Source organism: Nocardia sp. NPDC004068 (assembly GCF_042874315.1).
Classification (GTDB): Bacteria; Actinomycetota; Actinomycetes; order Mycobacteriales; family Mycobacteriaceae; genus Nocardia.
On the sequence record NZ_JBIAMW010000013.1, the window covers coordinates 150,343 to 170,230 of the forward strand.

Below are 19,888 nucleotides of genomic sequence, written 5' to 3' on the forward strand. Positions count from 1 at the left end.
GGCGGATGGCGACGGTGCAGCAGCCGGTGATCCGGAACTGGGATTTCCCGCGAGGTGTGGCGAGCGCCGCGCTCATGGTCGGTTACGCCCGCGAGCACGGCGTCTCGACCGCTCGCATGTTGCGCGGCACCGGACTGACCGAGCGGGCCCTCGCCGATCCGGACGCGCAGATCGACGCGCGCACCGAACTGGCGGTGATCCGCAATCTGGTGCGCGCGCTGGCGGACGAGCGGCCCGCGCTCGGCGTGGAGGTGGGCCGTCGCTACCGCATCACCACCTTCGGCATCTTCGGCTTCGCGTGCGTGTCCAGTCCGACGCTGGGCGAGGCGATCTCGTTCGCGATGCGCTACCTCGAACTCAGCTTCACCTTCTGCATCCCGGTATTGCGTTCGGAGCCTGGCGAATTCGTGGCCTGGATCCACGACGAGCAGGTTCCCCCCGACGTCCGCCGCTTCCTCGTCGAACGCGATTCGCTGGCCATGCACCAGATGATGAACGATCTGCTCGGCCACGACATCGCGCTGTCCCGCGCCGAATTCGATTATCCCGAACCGGAATACGCCGACCTGCTCACCGAGATCGTGGGCGTGCGCCCCGCCTTCGACCGCCCACAGAACCTGTTCGTCCTCGATCCCGCACTGCTCGAGCAGCCCCTCCCGCAGGCCAACGAGCACACCTGGGCCATGTGCCTGGCCCAGTGCCGCGATCTGGTCCATCGCCGCCGCGCCCGCACCGGCATCGCCGCCGAGGTTCGCGAACGCCTCGTCCCGCGCGGCGGCGCCGACGGGTTCGCCGCGCCGCCCGGGATCGACGCGGTCGCCCGGGATCTGAACATGAGCACGCGCACCCTCCGGCGACACCTCGACGCGGCCGGGACCAGTTACCGGGCGCTGCTGGACGAGGTGCGCCGGGCGCTCGCGGAGGAAATGCTCACGGCGACACCGCTTTCCGTGAGCGATGTGGCGATCCGGCTGGGCTATGCCGAGGCGTCCACCTTCATCTACGCGTTCAAGAGGTGGACCGGGACCACGCCGTCGGCGTATCGGAAGGAGGCATGACCGCGATCCGTCCGCCCATCGGAACGGTCCGGACGATCGAGGTGAGCCGCCCGTCCTCGACGATGTGCAGGACGAGGGACGGGTCCGGGGCGTAGTCGATCGGAACATGGCCGGGCGCGGGCACTTCCCACGCGCCGCCGATGAGCGAGGCGACGCTCGGTGCGACGATGAGCGGCCGGGTGCCGAACAGCGTGGTGGCCATCGCGTGCATATGGCCGGTGAGGGTGCCCAGGACGCGCGGATCGGCGGCGATGATCCGCTCGAGACGGTCGGGATCGGCGAGGCGGATCGGGTCGACGACCGTGCTGTACATCGGCAGCGGCGGATGGTGCAATGCGATGAGAACCGCTGTGTCGCTGGGGGTTTCGTCGAGCAGCGCGGTGAGCCAGGCGTAGGTGGCGTCGGCGAGTTCGCCGTGGCTCGCGCCGGGGACGGTGGAGTCGAGCAGGGCGACGGTCAGGCCGTCCAGGCGCAGCGCCTGGTTGATGGGGGCGTCGGACGGCGGCTCGTCGAGGAGGATCTCGCGGAGATTGGCGCGGTCGTCGTGGTTGCCGGGCAGCACCCGCAGCGGGACGTCGGCCACCAGGCTCGCGCGCGCCTGCTCGAACTCCTCGGCCTTTCCGGAATCGGTGATGTCGCCGGTGACCAGGATGGCGTCGGGGCGGCGCGGGAGGTCGGCCAGGAAGCCCATGACCCGTTCGACGCGTTCGGCATTGCGCGTGTGCAGGTCGAAATGCGTATCGCTGAGCTGCGCCAGCAGAATCATCGGCGTTCGCTTTCTCGTGGGGACCGCGCCATTGCGCCCGAACTGCCCGAGGGCACCATTACCAGGCTAAATGACCGCGGCCCCGGCGTGCGCGTGAGGCACGCCACCGGGCGTGCCCCGCGCCTATCACTCCGCGGCCGCGCCGAGCAACGCCGCCGGGTCGTCGGTCAGGGCCGTGCCCGCGACCGTCCAGAAGTCCGCGCCCGGCGCGGCGGTCGGGGCCAGTTCGCCGGAGGCGCGCCACGGGGCTTCGAGCCGCAGCCGCCAGGAGTGCAGGTGGGTGCGCGCGTGCGTGCCGGACCGGTCGAACAGCGGATCGCCCGCGATGGCATGGCCGATCCACGCCAGATGCACGCGGATCTGATGCCGCCGCCCGGTGATCGGCCGCACCGTCAACACCGTGTACGCGTCGGTCCGCAACACGGTCGCGAACTCGGTGCGCGACGGATAGTTCCGGCCCGCCAGCACATCTCGTTCCGCGACCGTCCAGCGGTCCCCGTCCCGCACGATGCTCTCCCGCGGCGCGGCGATGCGCACCCGGTTCTTGCGGCCCACGCTCAGCGGCAGGTCGATCACGCCCCGATCCGGCAGACCCGTCGACGCGGTGATCGCGAGGTAGGTCTTGTCGGCCGTGCGCTTGGTGAACTGCCGCGTCAGCTGGCCGTGCGCCCCGAGTTCCTTGGCCAGCAGCACCAGCCCCGAGGTCACCTTGTCGATCCGATGCACCGGATACAGCGTCTCCCCGCAGCCGGCCGCCAGCTCCACCAGATCGGTGTCGTGCCGCTCGCCGGTCACCGAGATCCCGGCGGGCTTGTTCAGCGCGAGCACCGCCTCGTCCTCCTCGACCAGGCATTCCTCCCGCAACCGCGGCCACCGTTCGTCCACGCCCCTACCCTAGAGCGCGGGCGGCGGCCTCAGACACGAGCGCAGGCGGCGGCCTCCATTTCCCGCAACGCCGTCTCGATGTGCCCGATGAACCGGGACAGGTCCGGGACCGAGCGACGGCAGCCGACGAGCCCGAAGTCCAGATTGTCGGCGGTGCTGGTGACCGTGATGTTCATGGCCTGACCGTCGAAGGGGATGGACAGCGGATAGTTGCTCTCCAGCCGGGCCCCTTGCAGGTACACCGGTTTGCGCGGGCCGGGCACATTGGAGATGACCACGTTGAACGGAACCCGGGGCAGCGCTTGGAATCCCGGCGCGAACACCAGCGGCAGCGGGGACAGCAGCAGGGCCGACAGGGCGACGGCCTCCAGCGGCGGCAATTGGGCGAAGACCTCCTTGGACCGCCGCATGGACTCGCTGATGGTGTGCAGCCGCGCCACCGGATCGGCGATATCGGTGCCCAGATTGCACAGCAGCGCCGCGACCATGTTGCCATCGGAGTCGGCGTCGGTCTCCCGGCGCAGATTCACCGGCACCATGGCCGTCAAGGGCTTGTCCGGCAACGCGTTCCGTTCCAGCAGGTAGGCCCGCAGCGCCGCGGCCGACAGCGCGAGCACGACGTCGTTGACGGTGGTGCCCGTCGCCTTGCGCACGGCCTGGACGCGTTCGATCGGGAACGATCCGACCGCCACGTCGCGCGCCGCGCCGACCGGCACGTTGAGCATGGTCGGGGGCGCCGACATCGGCAGTTCGAGCCGTCCCTCCCGGACCGCGCGCAGCGTCGCCGCGCCCGCCCCGACACTGGTTAACAACCGAGGGGCGATGCCGCGCAACTGATCCCACACATTCGGCGCCTCGTCCGGATCGGTGGCGTCGCGGCCCATCGTCCACGGCACCCGCAGCCGCGTGTCCAGCGGATCCTCGGTGCAGGTGCGCTGCAACAGCCGCAGCGCGGACACCCCGTCCATCAGTGCGTGATGGATCTTGACGTACACGCCGAACCGGTCGCCGCGCAGCCCCTCGATGATCCGCCCCTCCCACAGCGGCCGGTTCCGATCCAGCGGGGTCGCGTGCAGCCGGGCGGTCAGATCCAGCAGCTCGGCCTCCCCGCCGGGCGCGGGCAGCGCGCACCGGCGCAGGTGATAGCCCAGATCGATCCGATCGTCGTGCGCCCAGGACACATTCGTGAGGTTCCCCAGGAGCTTGCGCGGCCTGCGGCGGAAGCGCGAGCGCACCTCGGTGGCGCCGCTCAGCCCCGCGTAGAGCTCGCGGACGAAATCCTCGCCCGCGTCGGCGGGTGGCTCGAACACCTGCAGACCGCCGACATGCATCGGATGCTCACGGGTCTCGGCGGCAAGGAAGATGGCATCGATCGGATTGAGCAGGTCCATATCTGTTCCCCACGGGTGGCCGGAGTGCGCGTGCAGCGGCGCCGTTGCCCTCGCGTCGGTGAACTATCAACAACCTTACCACCCTGCGGTTTTGCCAAACCTGGCTCGGGACAGATCACAAACAGCCGTCGTCGAGATCCAGCGTCGTCCGGTCCAGGGAGTCGAGCAGATCGAATTGCGCTGTGGTGCGCGGTAATTCCCATCGGAAGAAATAGCGCGCCGCCGCCCGCTTGCCGTCGTGGAACCGGCTCGTGCGCCCGTGCGCGGCGACCGCCTGCGACAGCCAGATCCAGGCCAGCACCACATGCCCGAACGCCTCCAGATAGGCGGCCGAGTTGGCGAGCGCGAGGTCGGGATCGCCGTCCTTCCACAGCGTGGCCGTGGTGGTGGCGATCCGGCCCGTCGCCTGGGCGAGCGCGTCCGCGAAGTCCCCCAGTTCGGCGTCGGCGGTGGCGCGGGCGGCGGCGACGGTGCCGCCGATGGTCTCGAGCAGCAGCGCCGTGCCCGCCCCGTCGTCGGCGACCACCGCGCGTCCGAGCAGGTCCAGGCTCTGAATCCCGTGCGTCCCTTCGTGAATAAGGTTGAGCCGGTTGTCGCGATAGTGCTGTTCGACGTCGTAGTCGCGGGTGTAGCCCGCCCCGCCGTGCACCTGGATGGCCAGATCGTTCGCGGCCAGGCACCACTGGCTGGGCCAGCTCTTGGCGATCGGGGTGAGGATGCGCAGCAGCGCGCCCGCGCGCTGGTACTCCGCGCCGCCGGGGGCGCTGCGCTGCTCGTCGATCAGGGTCGCGCAGTACAGTTGCAGGGCGAGCGCGCCCTCGGCATAGGACTTCTGCGCCAACAACATTCGGCGCACGTCGGGATGGCGGACGATCGGCACCTGCGGGGTGCTCTGACCCTTGACCGTCACCGCCCGGCCCTGCGGTCGGGTCCGCGCGTAGTCGAGGGCCTTCAGATAGCCGGTGTAGCCCAGCGCCGTGGCGGCCAGACCGACCCCCAGCCGGGCCTCGTTCATCATGTGGAACATGTAGGCGAGCCCGCGGTTCTCCTCGCCGACGAGGTAGCCGACCGCGCCGGGCGCGCCGCCGGGCAGATAGGCCCCGTCGCCGAAAACCGGTGCGGTGTTGACGGTTCCGCGCCAGCCCATCTTGTGATTGATCCCCGCCAGCACCACGTCGTTGCGCTCACCGAGCGAACCATCCTCGGCCACAAGGTATTTCGGCACGATGAACAGCGAGATGCCGCGCGTGCCGACCGGCGCGCCGGGCACCCGGGCCAGCACCAGGTGCACGATGTTGTCCGAGAGTTCGTGGTCCCCGCCCGAGATCCACATCTTGCGCCCGAACAGCCGGTAGGCGCCGTCGTCCTGCGGGACGGCCTTGGTGGTGATGTCGGCGAGGCTGGATCCGGCCTGCGGCTCCGACAGCGCCATGGTCCCGAAGAACCGCCCGGCGATCATCGGGCGGACATAGCGGTCGATCTGCTCGGGGGTCGCGTGCGCGGCCAGCAGGTTCGCATTGCCCATGGTCAGCATCGGATAGCTGGTGGTGGCCACGTTCGCGGCGTAGAACCAGGCCATGCAGGCGGTGAAGACGGTGTGCGGCAATTGCATTCCGCCGACCCGCTCGTCCATGCCCGCGCCCACCAGCCCCGCCGCCGCGAAGGCGTCCAGGGCCTGCCGCACCGCGGGCAGCAGATGCACCTTCTCCCCGTCGAAGGTCGGCTCGTGCAGGTCGTTGTCGCGATTGTGCGGCGCGAAGTACTTCTCGGCCAGATCGCGGCTGAGTTCGAGCACCTGATCGAAGGTCTCCCGGGAATGCTCCCGATACCGCTCCCGATCGAGGAACCTCGTCACGTCCAGCCACTCGTAGAGCAGGAACTCGAGGTCGCGGGCGGACATGATGAGCGAAGTCATGCCCCCAACCCTCCAGCCCGCCGCCTCGCCGCGCAACCCGTCATCCGTCCCAGCCGAAAGCATCCGGGGTCGGGTGCGCCCGAAGCGTCCGAGGTCGGGCGCGGGGTCGGGGCGATCAGATGTGAGCGTTCACGAACAACGGGGCGACGAACCGTCGCAGCATCTCCCGCTCCTCGTTCTCGTCGCGGCCCGGGACGGTCAGCAGCGAGACGATGATCCGGGTCAGCCAGCGCGCGAGCAGCGCCGGATCGCCGTCGCGCGGGCGGGCGCGCGCGCCGAACAGGGAGACGGCGATGGCCTCGATGACCTCGGAGGTCTGGGCGATGCCCAGCGCGATGCCCGCGTCGCCGGGCCGGAACCAGGCGATCAGCAGCGGATCAGCCCGCACCGCACGCAGACTCGCCGCCACGCCCGCGACCACGCGCGCCCCCGGATCCTCGAGGGCGCCGATCTCGGCGGCCACGGCCGCGCCGATCCGGCGGGCCTCCCGATGCACGAACGCCGACTGCACGGCCTGGCGACTGTCGAAATAGCGGTACAGCGTGGCCCGGGAGCAGCCCGCGGCCTTGGCGATATCGGCCATCTGGGTGGCGGCCACCCCGCGTTCGGCGAACAATCCGGCCGCGGCGTCGAGAATGCGCTCGGCCGCGCCCAGCGACCGCGGCTCGGCCATCCAGTTCACGAGCCCGCCACGAACGGCACGTGCACCGGCCACCGCACGTAACTGCCCTCGGAGTAGCGCACCCCGTCCAGGTCCACGGTGAAGTCCGGGCAGCGGGCCAGCAGCTCCCGCAGGGCGATGGTGGCCTGCATGCGGGCCGCGGCCGCGCCGAGGCAGTGATGGTTGCCGTTGCCGAAGGTGAGGATGTTGCGCGGCCCGCGCGTCACATCGAGTTCGCCCGCGTCCGAACCGAATTCGCGTTCGTCGCGATTGGCCGACGCGTACAGCAGCAGCACCCGCCGCCCGGCCGGAATGGTCACGCCCTCGATCTCCACGTCCCGGGTGGCGGTGCGGGCCAGGCCCTGCACGGGCGAGGTGAGCCGCAGGAACTCCTCGACCGCGCCCGGAATCAGCCCGGAATCAGCCCGGGATCGTCGAGCAGCCGCCGCCGCTGCTCGGGATACGACGTCAGCAGTTGCACTGCCCCGCCGAGATTGCCGGTGGTGGTGTCGTTGCCGCCGGTGATCATGGTGAAGGCGAATCCGAGGATGCGCAGGATCCCGCTCACGTCACCGTCCGCGCCCAGCCCCGCGGCGACCAGATGGGAGATGGTGTCGTCCCCCGGTGCGGCGCGGCGGCGTTCGATCATGGCCGTGAAGTACCCCATGAGCTCGCCGACCGCGTCCTGAGCGTGCTGCACCCCGCCGTGCGCGGAGGCGGCCACGATGGCCTCGCTCCACTCGTCGAATTTCGGCCGATCCGCCTCGGGCACACCGAGATAGTGCGCCACGACCATCGTCGGCAGCGGTTTGAACAGCTCCACCGAGATGTCCCCGCCCCCCGTCGCGCGCAGCCGTTCCAACCGGTCGATCACGAATTCGGTGACGGCGGGGCGGATCTCGGCCACCTGCCGGGGGGTGAAGCCCTTGGCCACACTGCGCCGGAATACGGTGTGGTCCGGCGGATCGGTGAACACGAAGGGCCGGTCGTCGCCCAGCCCGATCTCGCTCAGATTGTTGTAGTCGACCGTCAAACCCAGTGCGGAGGAGAAGGTTTCGGGATCGCGTACGGCCTCGTACACGTCGGCGTAGCGGGACAGCACGTAGTAGTCCTCGTGCTCGCGCCCCGGGGGCACCACGTGATGCACCGGATCGTGTTCGCGCAGCGCCGAATACATCGGCCAGGGGTCGCGCCAGCCGTCGCCGGACCGCAGCTCGAACCGCGCCGCGTGAGACACATCGCTTGTCATGTCTCGACGGTAAGACACCGCGCCCCGGATGTCTAGAACCTGTTTCAGTAGCCGATCATGGTCCGGCGGGTTCGCGATGCAACCGGATCGGCTGGGTCGGGGGAGTGCGCAGCAGTTCGGCGGCGCTGTCGAGCAACTCGCCCACCGCGCTCTCGTGCACCGGCTCGAAGTCGCCGTACCAGTGCCCGATCGTGTGGAACAGCTCGGGCGTCTCCAGGCAGATCACATTGTCCGCGTGCGCGGCCAGCGCCCGGATCGGGCGGCACGAACCCACCGGCACCGCGAACACCACCCGCGCGGCGCCCCGGCGGCGCGCCAGCAGGCAGGCCGCCCGCGCGGTCGCGCCGGTCGCGACGCCGTCGTCGACCAGCACGGCCGTCCGGTCGGCCAGCGACAACCGCTCCTGGACGCGGCGGAACCGAGCGGCCCTGCGCAACACCGCTTCTCGCGCCTCGCGTTCCAGCCGCGCGCGTTCCGCGGGCGAGACGAACGCGCGCACCAGCAACTCGTCGTCGACCACCCGCACGCCGCCCTCGGCGGCCGCGCCGAACACCAGCCGCGGCCGGTGGGGCACCTCGAGTTTGCGGACCACGGCGACATCGAGCGGGGCGCGCAGCGCGGTCGCCACCTCGTACGCCACCGGTACGCCGCCGCACGGTAATCCGAGCACCACGGTATCGGGCCCGCTGAACGCCCGCAGGCGTCCGACGAGCCGTCGGCCGGCTTCGCGGCGGTCGAGAAATGGCATCGTCACACCCGGATGTCGGAGGTGGGAGGGGGAGCCGCGGTTCTGGACTCGGAAGACAGCTGGCAACTCTACGCCGAGATCGCCCGGGAGGGAGGCGAATCGGCCGCGAACGGACTCGCGGGCAACGCGGGCGAACCGGCGCGTGCTCCCGTACGATCGCGATCGGAGGCAGACAGAGGGGGGCGCGTGGAGTTCCGGGCACCGGGGCAATGGCTGCGCTGGGTGCGTCGCTTCGCCGCGACCACACCCGGCGTCCTCGTCGCCGTCGTGATCGGCGGCGTGCTGGCGTGCCTGCTCACCGGCCTGGTCTGCGCGCAGGAGGCGAGCGCGCGCACGGCCCGCCGCGACGCGGCCCTGCAACACACCGAACCCCTCGCCGACGCCGCGCAGCGGCTGTACGTGGCGCTGTCGAGCGCCGACGCCGCCGCGGCCACCGCCTTCCTGTCCGGCGGCATCGAATCCCCGAGTGTGCGTGCGCAATACCAGCAGGCGCTCGCCGACGCCGCCGACGCGCTGGCCACCGCCGCCGCGGGCGCCGCCGACGAACCGACCCGGCAGATCGTCGCCCGTGTCGCCGCGGACCTGCCCGCCTACACGGGTCTGGTGGAGACCGCGCGGGCGAACAACCGGCAGGGCCTCCCGGTCGGCGCGGCCTATCTGCGCGAGGCGTCGGGCCTGATGCAGAAGTCGTTGCTGCCGAACGCCGCTCGGCTGACCGAACAGCGGTTGGCCGCGGTGCGCGCCGATCAGCGAGCGGTCACCGGGCCGCCCTGGTTCGCGCTGATCCTGTTGGTGCTGGTGATCGGCGGCGCGGTCGCGGTCTCGCGAGTCCTGCTGCGCCGCACCAATCGTCGCGTGAATCTCGGCCTGGTCGCCGCGGCGGGCGCGGCGATCCTGGCGCTGCTGTGGTTCGTGGTGGCCACCGTCGTCGCGGGCAACGCCGTCGACGGCGCGCCGCACGGGCCCACCGCGCGCGGTGAGAACCTCTCGCAGGCAAGGATTCTCGCGCAACGCGCGCGCACGGACGAGACGCTGGAGCTGATCACCCGCGGCGACCCCACCGAGAGCGAACAGGCCTTCACCGCCGATACCGACCGCCTGAGCGCGACACTGGACCGCGCGACGACCGCGGATTCGCCCGCGCGCCGGCAACTCTCGCAGTGGCTGGCCGGGCATCGCGCGCAGCTGGATCGCTACAACTCCGCCGACTATCCGGCCGCGCTGAACCAGGCGATCGGCGACGGCCCCGACTCCTCGGCCCGGCGGTTCACCGACCTGGACACCAGCCTGCGCGACGGCCTGGCCGCGACCCGCGCGGAGCTGCGGCGGCAGATCGGCGGGGCCGGGACCGCCTGGTTCGGCGCGGCACCGGGCACACTGGTGTTGATGGTGTTCGCGGCCACCGGCATCGCCGCCGGGCTCTGGCCGCGGCTGAAGGAGTTCCTGTGATCGGCGGGCGGGTGGCGTGGGCGGCGGCGATGATCGCGATCGCCGCGACGACGGCGGGCTGCGGCGCCGATCCGGCCGTCCCGGTCCGGCCCCCGGTCGCGGCGGTGGCGCCCGAACCGCCCGCCGCCGCGGAGCTGACCACCGCGCCCGCGGCCGAGGGCGGCTGTGACGCCGAGGCCAGCCTGCGCCCCGGCCCGCAGCCGAAACCCGGTACGCCGCTGCCGGATTCGGCGCTGGCGCGGATCGTCGCCAAGGGCCGGGTCACCGTCGGCGTGGATCAGAACACCTATCTGTTCGGCTTCCGCGATCCCGGGACCGGACAGCTGCGGGGCTTCGACATCGATCTGGCCCGCGAGATCGCCCGCGATCTGCTCGGCGATCCGAATCTGGTCGAGCTGCGCTCGGTCTCGACGGCCGAGCGGATCCCCGCGTTGCAGCGGCATCAGGTGGATCTGGTCGTGCGCACCTTCTCCACCACCTGTGACCGCCGCCGCGACATCGACTTCTCGGCCGTGTACTACCGTGCGGCGCAACGCATTCTGGCCCCCGCGGGTTCGGGGGTGAACGGCGCGGCCGACCTGCGCGGCAAGCGAGTGTGCGTGACGTTCGGCTCCACCTCGGCCCGGCCGCTGTTCGCGCTGCCCGATCGGCCCACCGTGCGCGCGGTCGACAACTGGACCGACTGCCTGGTGCAACTGCAACAGGGTCAGGTCGACGCGGTCAGCTCCGACGAACCGATCCTGACCGGACTGGCCCAGCAGGACCACAACCTGCGCGTGGTCGGCGATCCGCTCGGCTTCGAGTCGTACGCGATCGGCATCCCCAAGGGCGAACCGGAGCTGGTGCGGTTCGTCAACGGCGTGCTCGAACGCATCCGCGCCGACGGCACCTGGCAACGCCTCTACGCCGCCCATCTGACCGCGCTCGGTCCCGGCTCCGGGCCCCCGCCCCCGCGCTACAGCGATTGAGCCGCCGATGACCGTGCTCACCGTCGCCGAGATCGACACCGAATTGGCCGCCCGCGGACGGGAACTCGACGCGATCACCGCCACCCTGCTCGAGCTGGACAAGCATCCGGGCCTGACGCTGCTGCGCGGCTACCCGCCCACCGGCGTGACCGCCGAACGCTGGCGGCCGGTGCGGCGGCTGCTCGATCTGATGTGGGAGGACTTCGGGCGATTGCAGACCATCCTGGAGCAGGCCCGCGTGCTGCGCGCCCGGCACACCACCCCCACCGACGCCGAGCGCGTGGAACTCACCCGGCTGTTGCGCGACCGCCCGCACGAACTGTCCCGGGTGCCGATCCCGATGGCCGAACGCTCGCTCACCGGACCGAGCGAGAAGGTGCTGTTCGTGGGGATCGCCGACACGCTGCACCGGATGCGCACCTCGTTTCCCGTCATCGCCGAACTGCTCGACGCGGTCGACGCGGTCAACTCCCGGGTGCTGTCCGGTCTCGCGCCGGTGCAGGCCCAGCTCGACCGGCTGGGCGGCGCGTCCCCGGAACTGCGCGCGATCGCCGCCGCCGTGACCGACCTCGTCGCGCGCTCGGCCACCGATCCGCTCGCCCTGACCGTGCCCGAGATCGACTCGCGCACAAGCGAACTCGCCGACCGGCTGCGGCGGGAGTCCGACGCCCTGGTCCGGTTGCGGGCCATGACCGCCGACTGGGACGCGAGCCTCGCCGAGACCCGGGCCCGGCTCGCCGATCTGCGCGCGGTGCACGAACGGGCCGCGACCGTGCGCGCGGAGGTGGAACGGAAGATCATCACCGCGCCGTTGCCCGCGCACGGCGATCCCAGCGCCGCGCTCGCCGCCGAACTGGACGCGCTGCCGCGCCCGGACGGCGAATCGGCCCTGACCGCCGCGCGGGCGCTGCTGGAGTTCCGGTTGCGCGTCGCCGCCGCGCTGGACACCGCCGCCACCGACGAACAGCTGGCCCGCGGGCTGCTGGACCGCCGCGCCGAACTGCGCGGACGGCTCGTGGCCTACCAGGCGAAGGCCGCCCGACTGGGGGTGAGCGAAGATCAGGATGTGCTGTCGTCCAACCGCATCGCCACCGGCCTGCTGTCGCGCCTGCCGTGCGATCTGGCCGCGGTGACCCGCGCGGTGGCCGACTATCAGCAGATCATCGCGGAGAAGGCGGGGCGGCGGGCATGAACTGCGGCGAACCGGGCTGCGCCGGAACGATTGTCGACGGCTACTGCGACACCTGCGGCATCGCGCCCGAAACCCCCACCGCCACAACGGAAACCACGTCTTCGGCCACGACCCGATCGGCGCGCACCCGATCCACCTCGGCGCGGTCGCGGCGCGGGCGGCTCGGCGCGGGCATGGTCGAGGTGCCGCGGGTGCCGCGCACGGACCCGGCCGGCGCGGTGCTCGTCGATCCCGTGGTGCCGGAGAGCAAGCGGTTCTGCGCCACCTGCGAACGGCCCGTCGGCCGCGCCCGCGCGGGCACGCCGGGCCGCACCGAGGGCTTCTGCCCGCACTGCGGCACCCGATTCTCCTTCTCGCCCACGCTGAGCGCGGGCGATCTCGTCGGCGGTCAGTACCGGGTGGCGGGCCCGATCGCGCACGGTGGGCTGGGCTGGATCTATCTGGCCACCGACACCAAGGTCGACGACCGATGGGTGGTGCTCAAGGGGCTGTTGAACGCGGGCGACCACGAGGCCGCCGCGGCGGCCGCGGCCGAACGGCGGTTCCTGGCCCAGGTCGAACACCCCAATATCGTCAAGATCTTCAACTTCGTCGCGCACGAGGGCACCGACTACATCGTCATGGAGTACGTCGGCGGCGTCTCCCTCAAACAGGTGCTGCGCCGCCACCGCGAGACCGAGGGCGCCCCGCTGCCGCCCGCGCAGGCCATCGCGTACGTGCTGGAAATGCTTCCGGCGCTGGGTTATCTGCATTCGCTGGGCCTCGCCTACTGCGACTTCAAACCGGACAATGTCATGCAGACCGACGAGCGGCTCGAGCTGATCGATCTGGGCGCGGTCATGGCGATGGACGACGAGCACAGCGCGATCTACGGCACCGCCGGATATCAGGCTCCCGAGATCGCCGACACCGGTCCCACGATCGCCAGCGAGGTCTACACCGTGGGTCGTACCCTGGCGGTACTGATGCTCACCGTGCCGCAGCGCGACGGACATTTCGCGGAGCTGCCCGGGCCCGCCGCCGAACCGGTGCTGGCCCGGCACGATTCGCTGTACCGATTCCTGTTGCGCGCCACCGATTCCGACCCGCGGGCGCGGTTCACCTCGATGGAGGAGACCGCCGACCAGCTCACCGGAGTGCTGCGCGAGGTGCTCGCGGCCGAGGACGACACCCCGCGCCCCGGCCTGTCGGTGAACTTCGGCCCGCCGCGCGCGGTGTTCGGCGCGCGCCCCGAGGGACTCGGCGACGCGCGCGCGATCGTGGCCGCCCTGCCCGTGCCGCTGGTCGACCCCGCCGACAGCGGGGCGGCGCTGCTGGCCACCACGGGCGGCACGACGGTCCGGGAACTGGAACCGGCGCTCGCGGCCGGGCTGCGGTCGGTGGTGACCGGATCGGCGGAATCGGTGGAGATCCCGCTGCGCCTGGTGCGCGCGGCGCTGGAGGCGGGCGACGCGGCCGACGCGCGGACCCGGCTCGACGCCCTCGCGCCCACCCTGGGCGAGGACTGGCGGCTGGCCTGGTACGGCGGGCAGGCGCACCTGATCGCGGGTGAATTCGCCTCCGCCGCAACCGATTTCGAGTCGGTGTACGCCACCCTCCCGGGCGAGGCCGCGCCCAAACTGGCGCTGGCCGTCGCGGCCGAGCTGGCGGCGCGCGACGGCGCCGACCCCGACCGCGACCGGGCGCGCGCCGCGGACTGCTACGCGACCGTGTGGCGGACCGACCGCGCCTATGTCAGCGCCGCGTTCGGGCTGGCCCGGCTGCGCCGCGCGGACGGTGACCGCGCGGGCGCGGTGACGGTCCTCGATCAGGTGCAGCCGTCCTCGGCGCTGTACACCGAGGCGGGCATCGCCGCGGTGGAGGCGCTGCTCGACGACGGCGGCCCGGTCGACGACGGGGTGCTGCGCGAATGCGGCGAGCGGATCGAACGGCTCGGCATCGAGTCGAAACGGCGTGCGGCCCAGGTGCGGCTGCGGGTATTGGAGGCGGCGTTGGCGTGGTTGGCGGCGGGACGCGGTCCCGCGAAGGAGGGCCCGTTACTGGGACGGGCCTTCGACGAGGCGGGGGTGCGGGCCGGGATGGAGCGGTGTTACCGGGAGTTGGCCCGGGAGACGGAGGACATGTGGGCTCGATTCGAGCTGGTGGACCGCGCCAACGCGGTCCGCGCGAGGACGACACTGTGAGCGCGGCGAACTGCCCGGAGTGCGGTGCGGCCGTCGGCTCCGGCGACCGGTTCTGCGAGCAGTGCGGCGGCGAGCTCGGCGTCCGCCGCGCGGCCCTGCCGGAACTGGATCCGGCGACGGCCGCGGCGTGCGCGTCCTGCGGCGCGGCGACGTTCGACGGCGACGGCTATTGCGCGTCCTGCGGCGAGTTGCGCCGTCCGCCCGATCGGGCCAGCGCGGATCTGGGCATGGTCCAGCTGGTCACCGATCGCGGAAAGGCGCACGCGCGCAACGAGGACGCGGTCGCGGCGGCCGTGCTCGGTGCGGACACCGTGATCATCACGGTCTGCGACGGGGTGTCGACCTCCGAGGATCCGCAGGCCGCCTCCGGTGCGGCGGCCCGCGCCGGGGTGGATGCCTGCCTGACCGCGCTGGCCGCCGACCGCGCCGCCACCGACGCGGTGATGGCCGGGCTGGAGGCGGCGTTCCAGGCCGTGCGCGAGGTCTCGGTGGCCGCCGGGCACAATCCGTCGTGCACCTACGTGACCGCGGTGCTGCGCGGTTGCGCCAATGGGGAATTCGAGATCACCGTCGCGAATGTCGGTGACAGCCGGGCCTATTGGTTGCGCGCGGGCGGCGCGAGCGCCGACCCGCCCTCGCGGCGGCTGACCGTCGACGACTCCTGGGCGCAGGCGCTCGTGGACTCCGGCGCGATGGACGAGACCGCGGCCATGCGCGATCCGCGCGCACACGCCCTGGTCCGCTGGCTCGGCGCGGACTCCCAGCACTCCGCGGCCGAGACCGCGGTGCGGTCGCTGCGCGTGCGCGGACCGGGCGTGCTGTTGCTGTGCAGCGACGGCATGTGGAACTACCTGCCCGACGCCGGAGATCTGGCCGGGATCGCGACCACCGCGCCGCCCGCCGTCGCCGCGCGCAATCTCGTGGACTACGCCATGCACTGCGGTGGCGGGGACAACATCACCGTCGCCGTCGCGCCGGTGGGACAGCCGGGGGAGTGAACGTGGGTTCGCAAGAGGGACAGGGCGTTTCGGTCGCCGTCGATCAGAACCAGTATCTGGCGGAGGGCGCCGACACGGTCGACGCGATCGTGACCGTCACGGCCGGAACGGATTTCGCGGTCGCCGCGCCGCCGCCGGAACGGCTCGAGATCATCATCATCGACTGTTCCGGCTCGATGGCGGCGGGCGATCGGTTTCCGGGCGCGCGCCGCGCCACCGCCGCCGCCCTCGACGAACTGCCCGACGGCACTCTGTTCGCCATCGTGCAGGGCACCTCGGAGGCTCGGGTGGTGTATCCGGCGCGCGGCCCGCTCCAGCGCGCGAGCGCCGAATCCCGCACGGCCGCACGGCATGCGCTGGACGCGTTGCGTCCCTACGGCGGCACGGCGATGGGCACCTGGCTGGGTCTGGCCCGGCAGATCGCCGCACAGCATCCGGCCGCGATGGCACACGCCATCCTGCTCACCGACGGCAAGAACGAGCACGAGACGCCCGAACAGCTCGCCACCGAGATCGAGCGGTCGCTGGGGGCGTTCACCTGCGACTGCCGCGGCGTCGGCTCGGATTACGTTGTCGCCGAACTGCGTTCGATCGCCTCGGCCCTGCACGGGTCGGTGGACGTGGTGCGGGAGGGCGCGGAGCTGGCCGGGGACTTCCAGGCCATGATGCGGTCCGCCCTGGCCAAGACCATCCCCGATCTCACGCTGCGGGTGTGGACCCCGGCCGGGGCGACGGTGCGGTTCGTCAAACAGGTGGCGCCCACCATCGAGGACCTCACCGGCCGCCGCGTCGACACCGGACCGCAGGTGGGCGAGTACCCGCTCGGCTCGTGGGGCGCGGAGGAGCGCGACTACCACGTGCAGGTCCGGCTGGAACCCGCCGCGCCCGGACGGGAGAAGCTCGCCGCCCGGATCAGCGTCGCCGTGGGCGCGGAGGTGGTGGGCCAGGGCCTGGTGAAGGCGGTGTGGACCACCGAGACCGAGCTGTCGGCGCGCATCAGCCGCCGCGTCGCCCACTACACCGGCCAAGCCGAACTCGCCCAGGCCGTGCAGGAGGGGCTCTCGGCGCGCAAGGAGGGCGATCCGATCACCGCGACCGCGCGGTTGCAGCGCGCGGTGGAACTCGCCGCCGAATCCGGGAACGAGGACACCGCGAAGCTGTTGCGCACGGTGGTCGAGGTCGACGAGCGCACCGGTACGGTGCGGTTGCGCCGCACCGTGGACGCCTTCGACGAGGCCGCGCTCGACGCCCGCTCGACCAGGACCGCGCGGGTGCGGAAGGAGCAGTGATGGTCACCTGTCCCGAGGGGCATCCGTCCACGGCGACGGACTACTGCGACGTCTGCGGGACGGCGCTCGGGGCGAACCCCACCGCCGTGGAGGCGACGGCCGAGTGCGCGGTGTGCGGGGCGCCCATCGCGGGCCGGTTCTGCGAGGCGTGCGGCCACGATTCGGCCCTGCCCCCGCTCTCGCGCGCGGCCGAGACCGTCGTGGTCGCTCCCGCGGAAGAGGTTGCGGCGCAGGAGATCTGGACCGCCACCGTGACCGCGGACCGCGAATTCTACGAACGCGTACAGGCGCGCAAGGGGCCCGACGCCGACCAGGTGCAGTTCCCGTCCTACTACCCGCCGCGCCGGATCGCCCTGCGCGGCAACGATTTCCTGATCGGCAAGCGCAGCGTCTCGCAGGGCGTGCACCCGGACATCGACCTCGGCATCGCGCCGATCGACATCGGCGTCTCCCGCGCGCACGCCCGGCTGCGGATCGACGGCGACGCGATCACGATCACCGACCTCGGCTCCACCAACGGCACCTCCCTCGACGGCAGCGACGACCTCATCCCGGCCGACACCCCGGTGCCGCTCGCCGACGGCGCGCGCATCCACGTCGGCGGCTGGACCACGATCACCGTGACCCGCGGCCCCGCCGCCGCGGGGACGAGCGGGAACACATCGGACTGACCGACGTCTCGTCCCAGCGGACGAAATCCGACGAGGGCATTCGTCCGAAAAGACAAACGGGATGTTACCGCTCACATCTACACTGCCCCGGACCAGGTAGTGCAAGGAGCGACGTTATGCCAGGCAGTCCAGTCATGCGGGACCTCTTCCGGCGCAAGCCCATCGAGCAGATCGACGACGAGTCCAGCGGGCTGCAACGGGCCCTGGGCCTGTGGCAGCTGACCGCGATCGGGGTCGGCGGCATCATCGGCGCGGGGATCTTCGCGCTCGCCGGCGCGGTCGCGCACGAGAAGGCCGGTCCGGCCGTGCTGATCTCGTTCCTCATCGCCGGGGTGGCCAGCGCCGCGGCCGCGCTGTCGTACGCGGAGTTCGCCGGACTGATCCCGAAGGCCGGATCGGCCTACACCTACGGGTACGCGGTGCTCGGGGAGCCGGTCGGCTGGTTCATCGGCTGGGATCTGCTGCTGGAGTACACCGCGATCGTGGCGGTGGTGGCCATCGGGATCTCGGGCTACATCTCGTTCCTGTTGGAGCAGTTGGACATTCACCTGCCGGTGTGGATGCTGGGCGCGCCCGGCACCGGCGCCGGGCACAAGGTGGATCTGTTCGCGGCCCTGCTGTGCCTGCTGATCGCGTACCTGCTGACGCGGGGCATCAAGGCGGCGGCGCGGTTCGAGACGGCGGTGGTCGGCATCAAGATCGCGGTCGTGCTGGTGGTGATCGTGGTGGGGGCCTTCTACATCAAGGGCGCCAACTACCACCCGTACTTCCCGTTCGGCTTCGGCGGCGCGGTGACGGGCGCCTCGACGGTGTTCTTCGCGGTGTTCGGCTACGACGCGATGTCCACCGCGGCCGAGGAGTCGGTGGACGCCAAGCGGCACATGCCCAAGGCGATCATCTACTCGCTCGTCGTCTCGATGGTGCTGTACGTGCTGGTCTGCCTGGTGCTCACCGGTATGCAGCACTACACCGAGATCAATCCCAAGAGCGGCCTGTCCTCGGCGTTCGAATCCGTCGGCCTGTCCGGCCTGGGCAGCCTCATCGCGGCGGGCGCGATCGTCGGCATCATGACGGTCCTGTTCACCTTCATGCTCGGCGTCACCCGCGTCTGGTACTCCATGAGCCGCGACGGCCTGCTGCCCCGGTGGTTCGCCAAGACCGATCCGGTTCGCAAGGTGCCCACCCGCATCACCTGGATCGTCGGCATCGCCTCGGCCGTCCTCGCGGGCCTGCTGCCCATCGGCCAGGTGGCCGAGCTGACCAATATCGGCATCCTGCTGGCCTTCGTGGTCGTCTGCGCGGCCGTCATCGTCCTGCGCTACCGCCAGCCCGACCTCCCGCGCACCTTCCGCACGCCGCTCATGCCGGTCATCCCCCTCGTCGGCATAGCGTTCTCCGTCTGGCTCATCACCTACCTCGAACCCGTCACCTGGCTGCGCTTCGCCGTCTGGTTCGTCATCGGCATGATCATCTACTTCGCCTACAGCCGTCGTCACTCGCTGCTGGCTCGGGGATCCGAATCCTCGGGCGTGCGTTGACTATTCGCGCGAGGTGAGCGCCAGGGCGGTGACGAGCAGCAGCGCGCCGCCCCAGCCCCACGGCGAGAGGCGCTCGTGCAACAGCGTCACCGACAACAGGGTCGCGGTGAGGGGTTCCAGCAGCGCGGCCACGGCGGCGAAAACCGCTGGGGCCGTGCGCAATCCGCGGAAGTAGAGGGTGTAGGCGAGGGCCGTGGGCACACTCCCGAGATAGGCGGCGGTCGCCAGCGTGCCGGGCGACAGGGGAAGGGTCATGCCGAAGGGCAGGGCCAGCGGCGTCAGCAGCAGACCACCGATGAGCATCCCGAACGCCGTGGTGCGCAAGGGATTCAGCCCCGGCACGGGGGTGGTCGTGAGCAGGGTGAGGCAGGCGAAGCCGAGGGCGGCGGCGAGGGCCGCGCCGACGCCGAGCAGCAGCGACCAGTCCGCCGCGGCGTCGAGGCGCGAACCCGTGAGCAGGCCCAGCCCGGTGACGGCGAGACCGATCGCGGCGAGGGTGCCGGAATCGGGCCGGCGGCGATCGCGCACGGCCGCGCCCAGCGCCACGAACACCGGCAGCATGCCGATGGTGGTCATGGTCGCCAGGCCCACCGAGGTGGCCCGCACCGCAACGAAATACGCCCCCTGGAATAACCCGAGCAAGGCCCCGGTGACCAGGATCCGGCGCGCGGCGGCCCGGGTGCGCGGCAGTCCGCGCAACCCGCCCGACAGCGCCAGCCCCACCACGGCCAGCGCCCCGCCCAGCAGCAGCCGATAGGCCGCCACCCCCAGCGGGTGCAGGCCCGTCGAACGGGCGAGCAGGGTTCCGGCGAGACCGCCGGTGCCCCAGAGGATTCCGGCGGCCACCAGGGCCACCGCGGAACGGTCGCGCGCGGGCGCGACGATGTCGACAGACATGAAAAGGAGTGCTCCTGCGTCGAAGGACAG

General features: G+C 71.6%; 16 protein-coding genes and 1 pseudogene. 9 read left to right on the top strand and 8 right to left on the bottom strand.

The window, feature by feature from the left end; translation table 11 throughout:
* Positions 1-5 precede the first annotated feature (5 nt).
* Entirely contained in the window at positions 6-1,058 is a 1,053-nt protein-coding gene (locus tag ACFYTQ_RS29070; protein ID WP_387367909.1) for an AraC family transcriptional regulator, read from the top strand.
* Here ACFYTQ_RS29070 and ACFYTQ_RS29075 read toward each other — a convergent pair.
* The 7 genes and pseudogenes from ACFYTQ_RS29075 to ACFYTQ_RS29105 form a co-directional block, all read right to left on the bottom strand.
* Complete coding sequence (locus ACFYTQ_RS29075; protein WP_387367912.1) at positions 1,009-1,824, bottom strand: metallophosphoesterase; 816 nt, start codon at positions 1,822-1,824, stop codon at positions 1,009-1,011. The two genes, ACFYTQ_RS29070 and ACFYTQ_RS29075, sit on opposite strands and share 50 nt — an antisense overlap.
* A 126-nt stretch (positions 1,825-1,950) precedes the next feature.
* Positions 1,951-2,709 (bottom strand): RluA family pseudouridine synthase, encoded by a 759-nt coding sequence (locus ACFYTQ_RS29080; RefSeq protein ID WP_387367915.1) that lies wholly within the window; start codon positions 2,707-2,709, stop codon positions 1,951-1,953.
* Between the two features lie 29 nt (positions 2,710-2,738).
* Positions 2,739-4,100 (bottom strand): wax ester/triacylglycerol synthase family O-acyltransferase, encoded by a 1,362-nt coding sequence (locus ACFYTQ_RS29085; RefSeq protein ID WP_387367918.1) that lies wholly within the window; start codon positions 4,098-4,100, stop codon positions 2,739-2,741.
* A 115-nt stretch (positions 4,101-4,215) separates the two neighbouring features.
* On the bottom strand, positions 4,216-6,015 hold the full coding sequence (locus ACFYTQ_RS29090; RefSeq protein WP_387367921.1) for an acyl-CoA dehydrogenase: 1,800 nt from the start codon (positions 6,013-6,015) through the stop codon (positions 4,216-4,218).
* 115 nt (positions 6,016-6,130) lie between these two features.
* On the bottom strand, positions 6,131-6,688 hold the full coding sequence (locus ACFYTQ_RS29095; RefSeq protein WP_387367924.1) for a TetR/AcrR family transcriptional regulator: 558 nt from the start codon (positions 6,686-6,688) through the stop codon (positions 6,131-6,133).
* 5 nt (positions 6,689-6,693) lie between these two features.
* A pseudogene (locus ACFYTQ_RS29100) lies at positions 6,694-7,925 on the bottom strand (cytochrome P450).
* 55 nt (positions 7,926-7,980) lie between these two features.
* Positions 7,981-8,673 carry a phosphoribosyltransferase gene (locus ACFYTQ_RS29105; RefSeq protein WP_387367926.1) on the bottom strand — a complete coding sequence of 231 codons (693 nt, stop codon included), beginning with the start codon at positions 8,671-8,673 and terminating at the stop codon, positions 7,981-7,983.
* Positions 8,674-8,859: 186 nt separating this feature from the next.
* On the opposite strand from ACFYTQ_RS29105, the gene ACFYTQ_RS29110 reads away from it, so the two are divergent.
* From ACFYTQ_RS29110 to ACFYTQ_RS29145, 8 genes are all read left to right on the top strand, one after another.
* The gene (locus tag ACFYTQ_RS29110) at positions 8,860-10,122 is read left to right on the top strand and encodes a hypothetical protein (RefSeq protein ID WP_387367929.1); all 1,263 of its coding nucleotides are present in this window, start codon (positions 8,860-8,862) and stop codon (positions 10,120-10,122) included.
* A gap of 29 nt (positions 10,123-10,151) precedes the next feature.
* The gene (locus ACFYTQ_RS29115) at positions 10,152-11,090 is read left to right on the top strand and encodes a glutamate ABC transporter substrate-binding protein (protein WP_387368054.1); all 939 of its coding nucleotides are present in this window, start codon (positions 10,152-10,154) and stop codon (positions 11,088-11,090) included.
* 7 nt (positions 11,091-11,097) lie between these two features.
* Positions 11,098-12,282 carry a hypothetical protein gene (locus ACFYTQ_RS29120; RefSeq protein ID WP_387367932.1) on the top strand — a complete coding sequence of 395 codons (1,185 nt, stop codon included), beginning with the start codon at positions 11,098-11,100 and terminating at the stop codon, positions 12,280-12,282.
* On the top strand, positions 12,279-14,465 hold the full coding sequence (locus ACFYTQ_RS29125) for a tetratricopeptide repeat protein (RefSeq protein WP_387367935.1): 2,187 nt from the start codon (positions 12,279-12,281) through the stop codon (positions 14,463-14,465). Before ACFYTQ_RS29120 ends, ACFYTQ_RS29125 begins: the two co-directional genes overlap by 4 nt.
* On the top strand, positions 14,462-15,463 hold the full coding sequence (locus ACFYTQ_RS29130) for a zinc ribbon domain-containing protein (RefSeq protein ID WP_387367938.1): 1,002 nt from the start codon (positions 14,462-14,464) through the stop codon (positions 15,461-15,463). Before ACFYTQ_RS29125 ends, ACFYTQ_RS29130 begins: the two co-directional genes overlap by 4 nt.
* Positions 15,464-15,465: 2 nt before the next feature.
* Positions 15,466-16,752 (top strand): VWA domain-containing protein, encoded by a 1,287-nt coding sequence (locus tag ACFYTQ_RS29135; RefSeq protein WP_387367941.1) that lies wholly within the window; start codon positions 15,466-15,468, stop codon positions 16,750-16,752.
* Positions 16,752-17,423, top strand: a complete 672-nt coding sequence (locus ACFYTQ_RS29140) for an FHA domain-containing protein (RefSeq protein WP_387367944.1) — start codon at positions 16,752-16,754, stop codon at positions 17,421-17,423. Before ACFYTQ_RS29135 ends, ACFYTQ_RS29140 begins: the two co-directional genes overlap by 1 nt.
* Positions 17,424-17,539: 116 nt before the next feature.
* The gene (locus tag ACFYTQ_RS29145) at positions 17,540-18,961 is read left to right on the top strand and encodes an amino acid permease (protein WP_387367947.1); all 1,422 of its coding nucleotides are present in this window, start codon (positions 17,540-17,542) and stop codon (positions 18,959-18,961) included.
* Here ACFYTQ_RS29145 and ACFYTQ_RS29150 read toward each other — a convergent pair whose 3' ends face one another.
* Positions 18,962-19,858, bottom strand: a complete 897-nt coding sequence (locus ACFYTQ_RS29150; RefSeq protein WP_387367950.1) for a DMT family transporter — start codon at positions 19,856-19,858, stop codon at positions 18,962-18,964.
* Positions 19,859-19,888 lie beyond the last annotated feature (30 nt).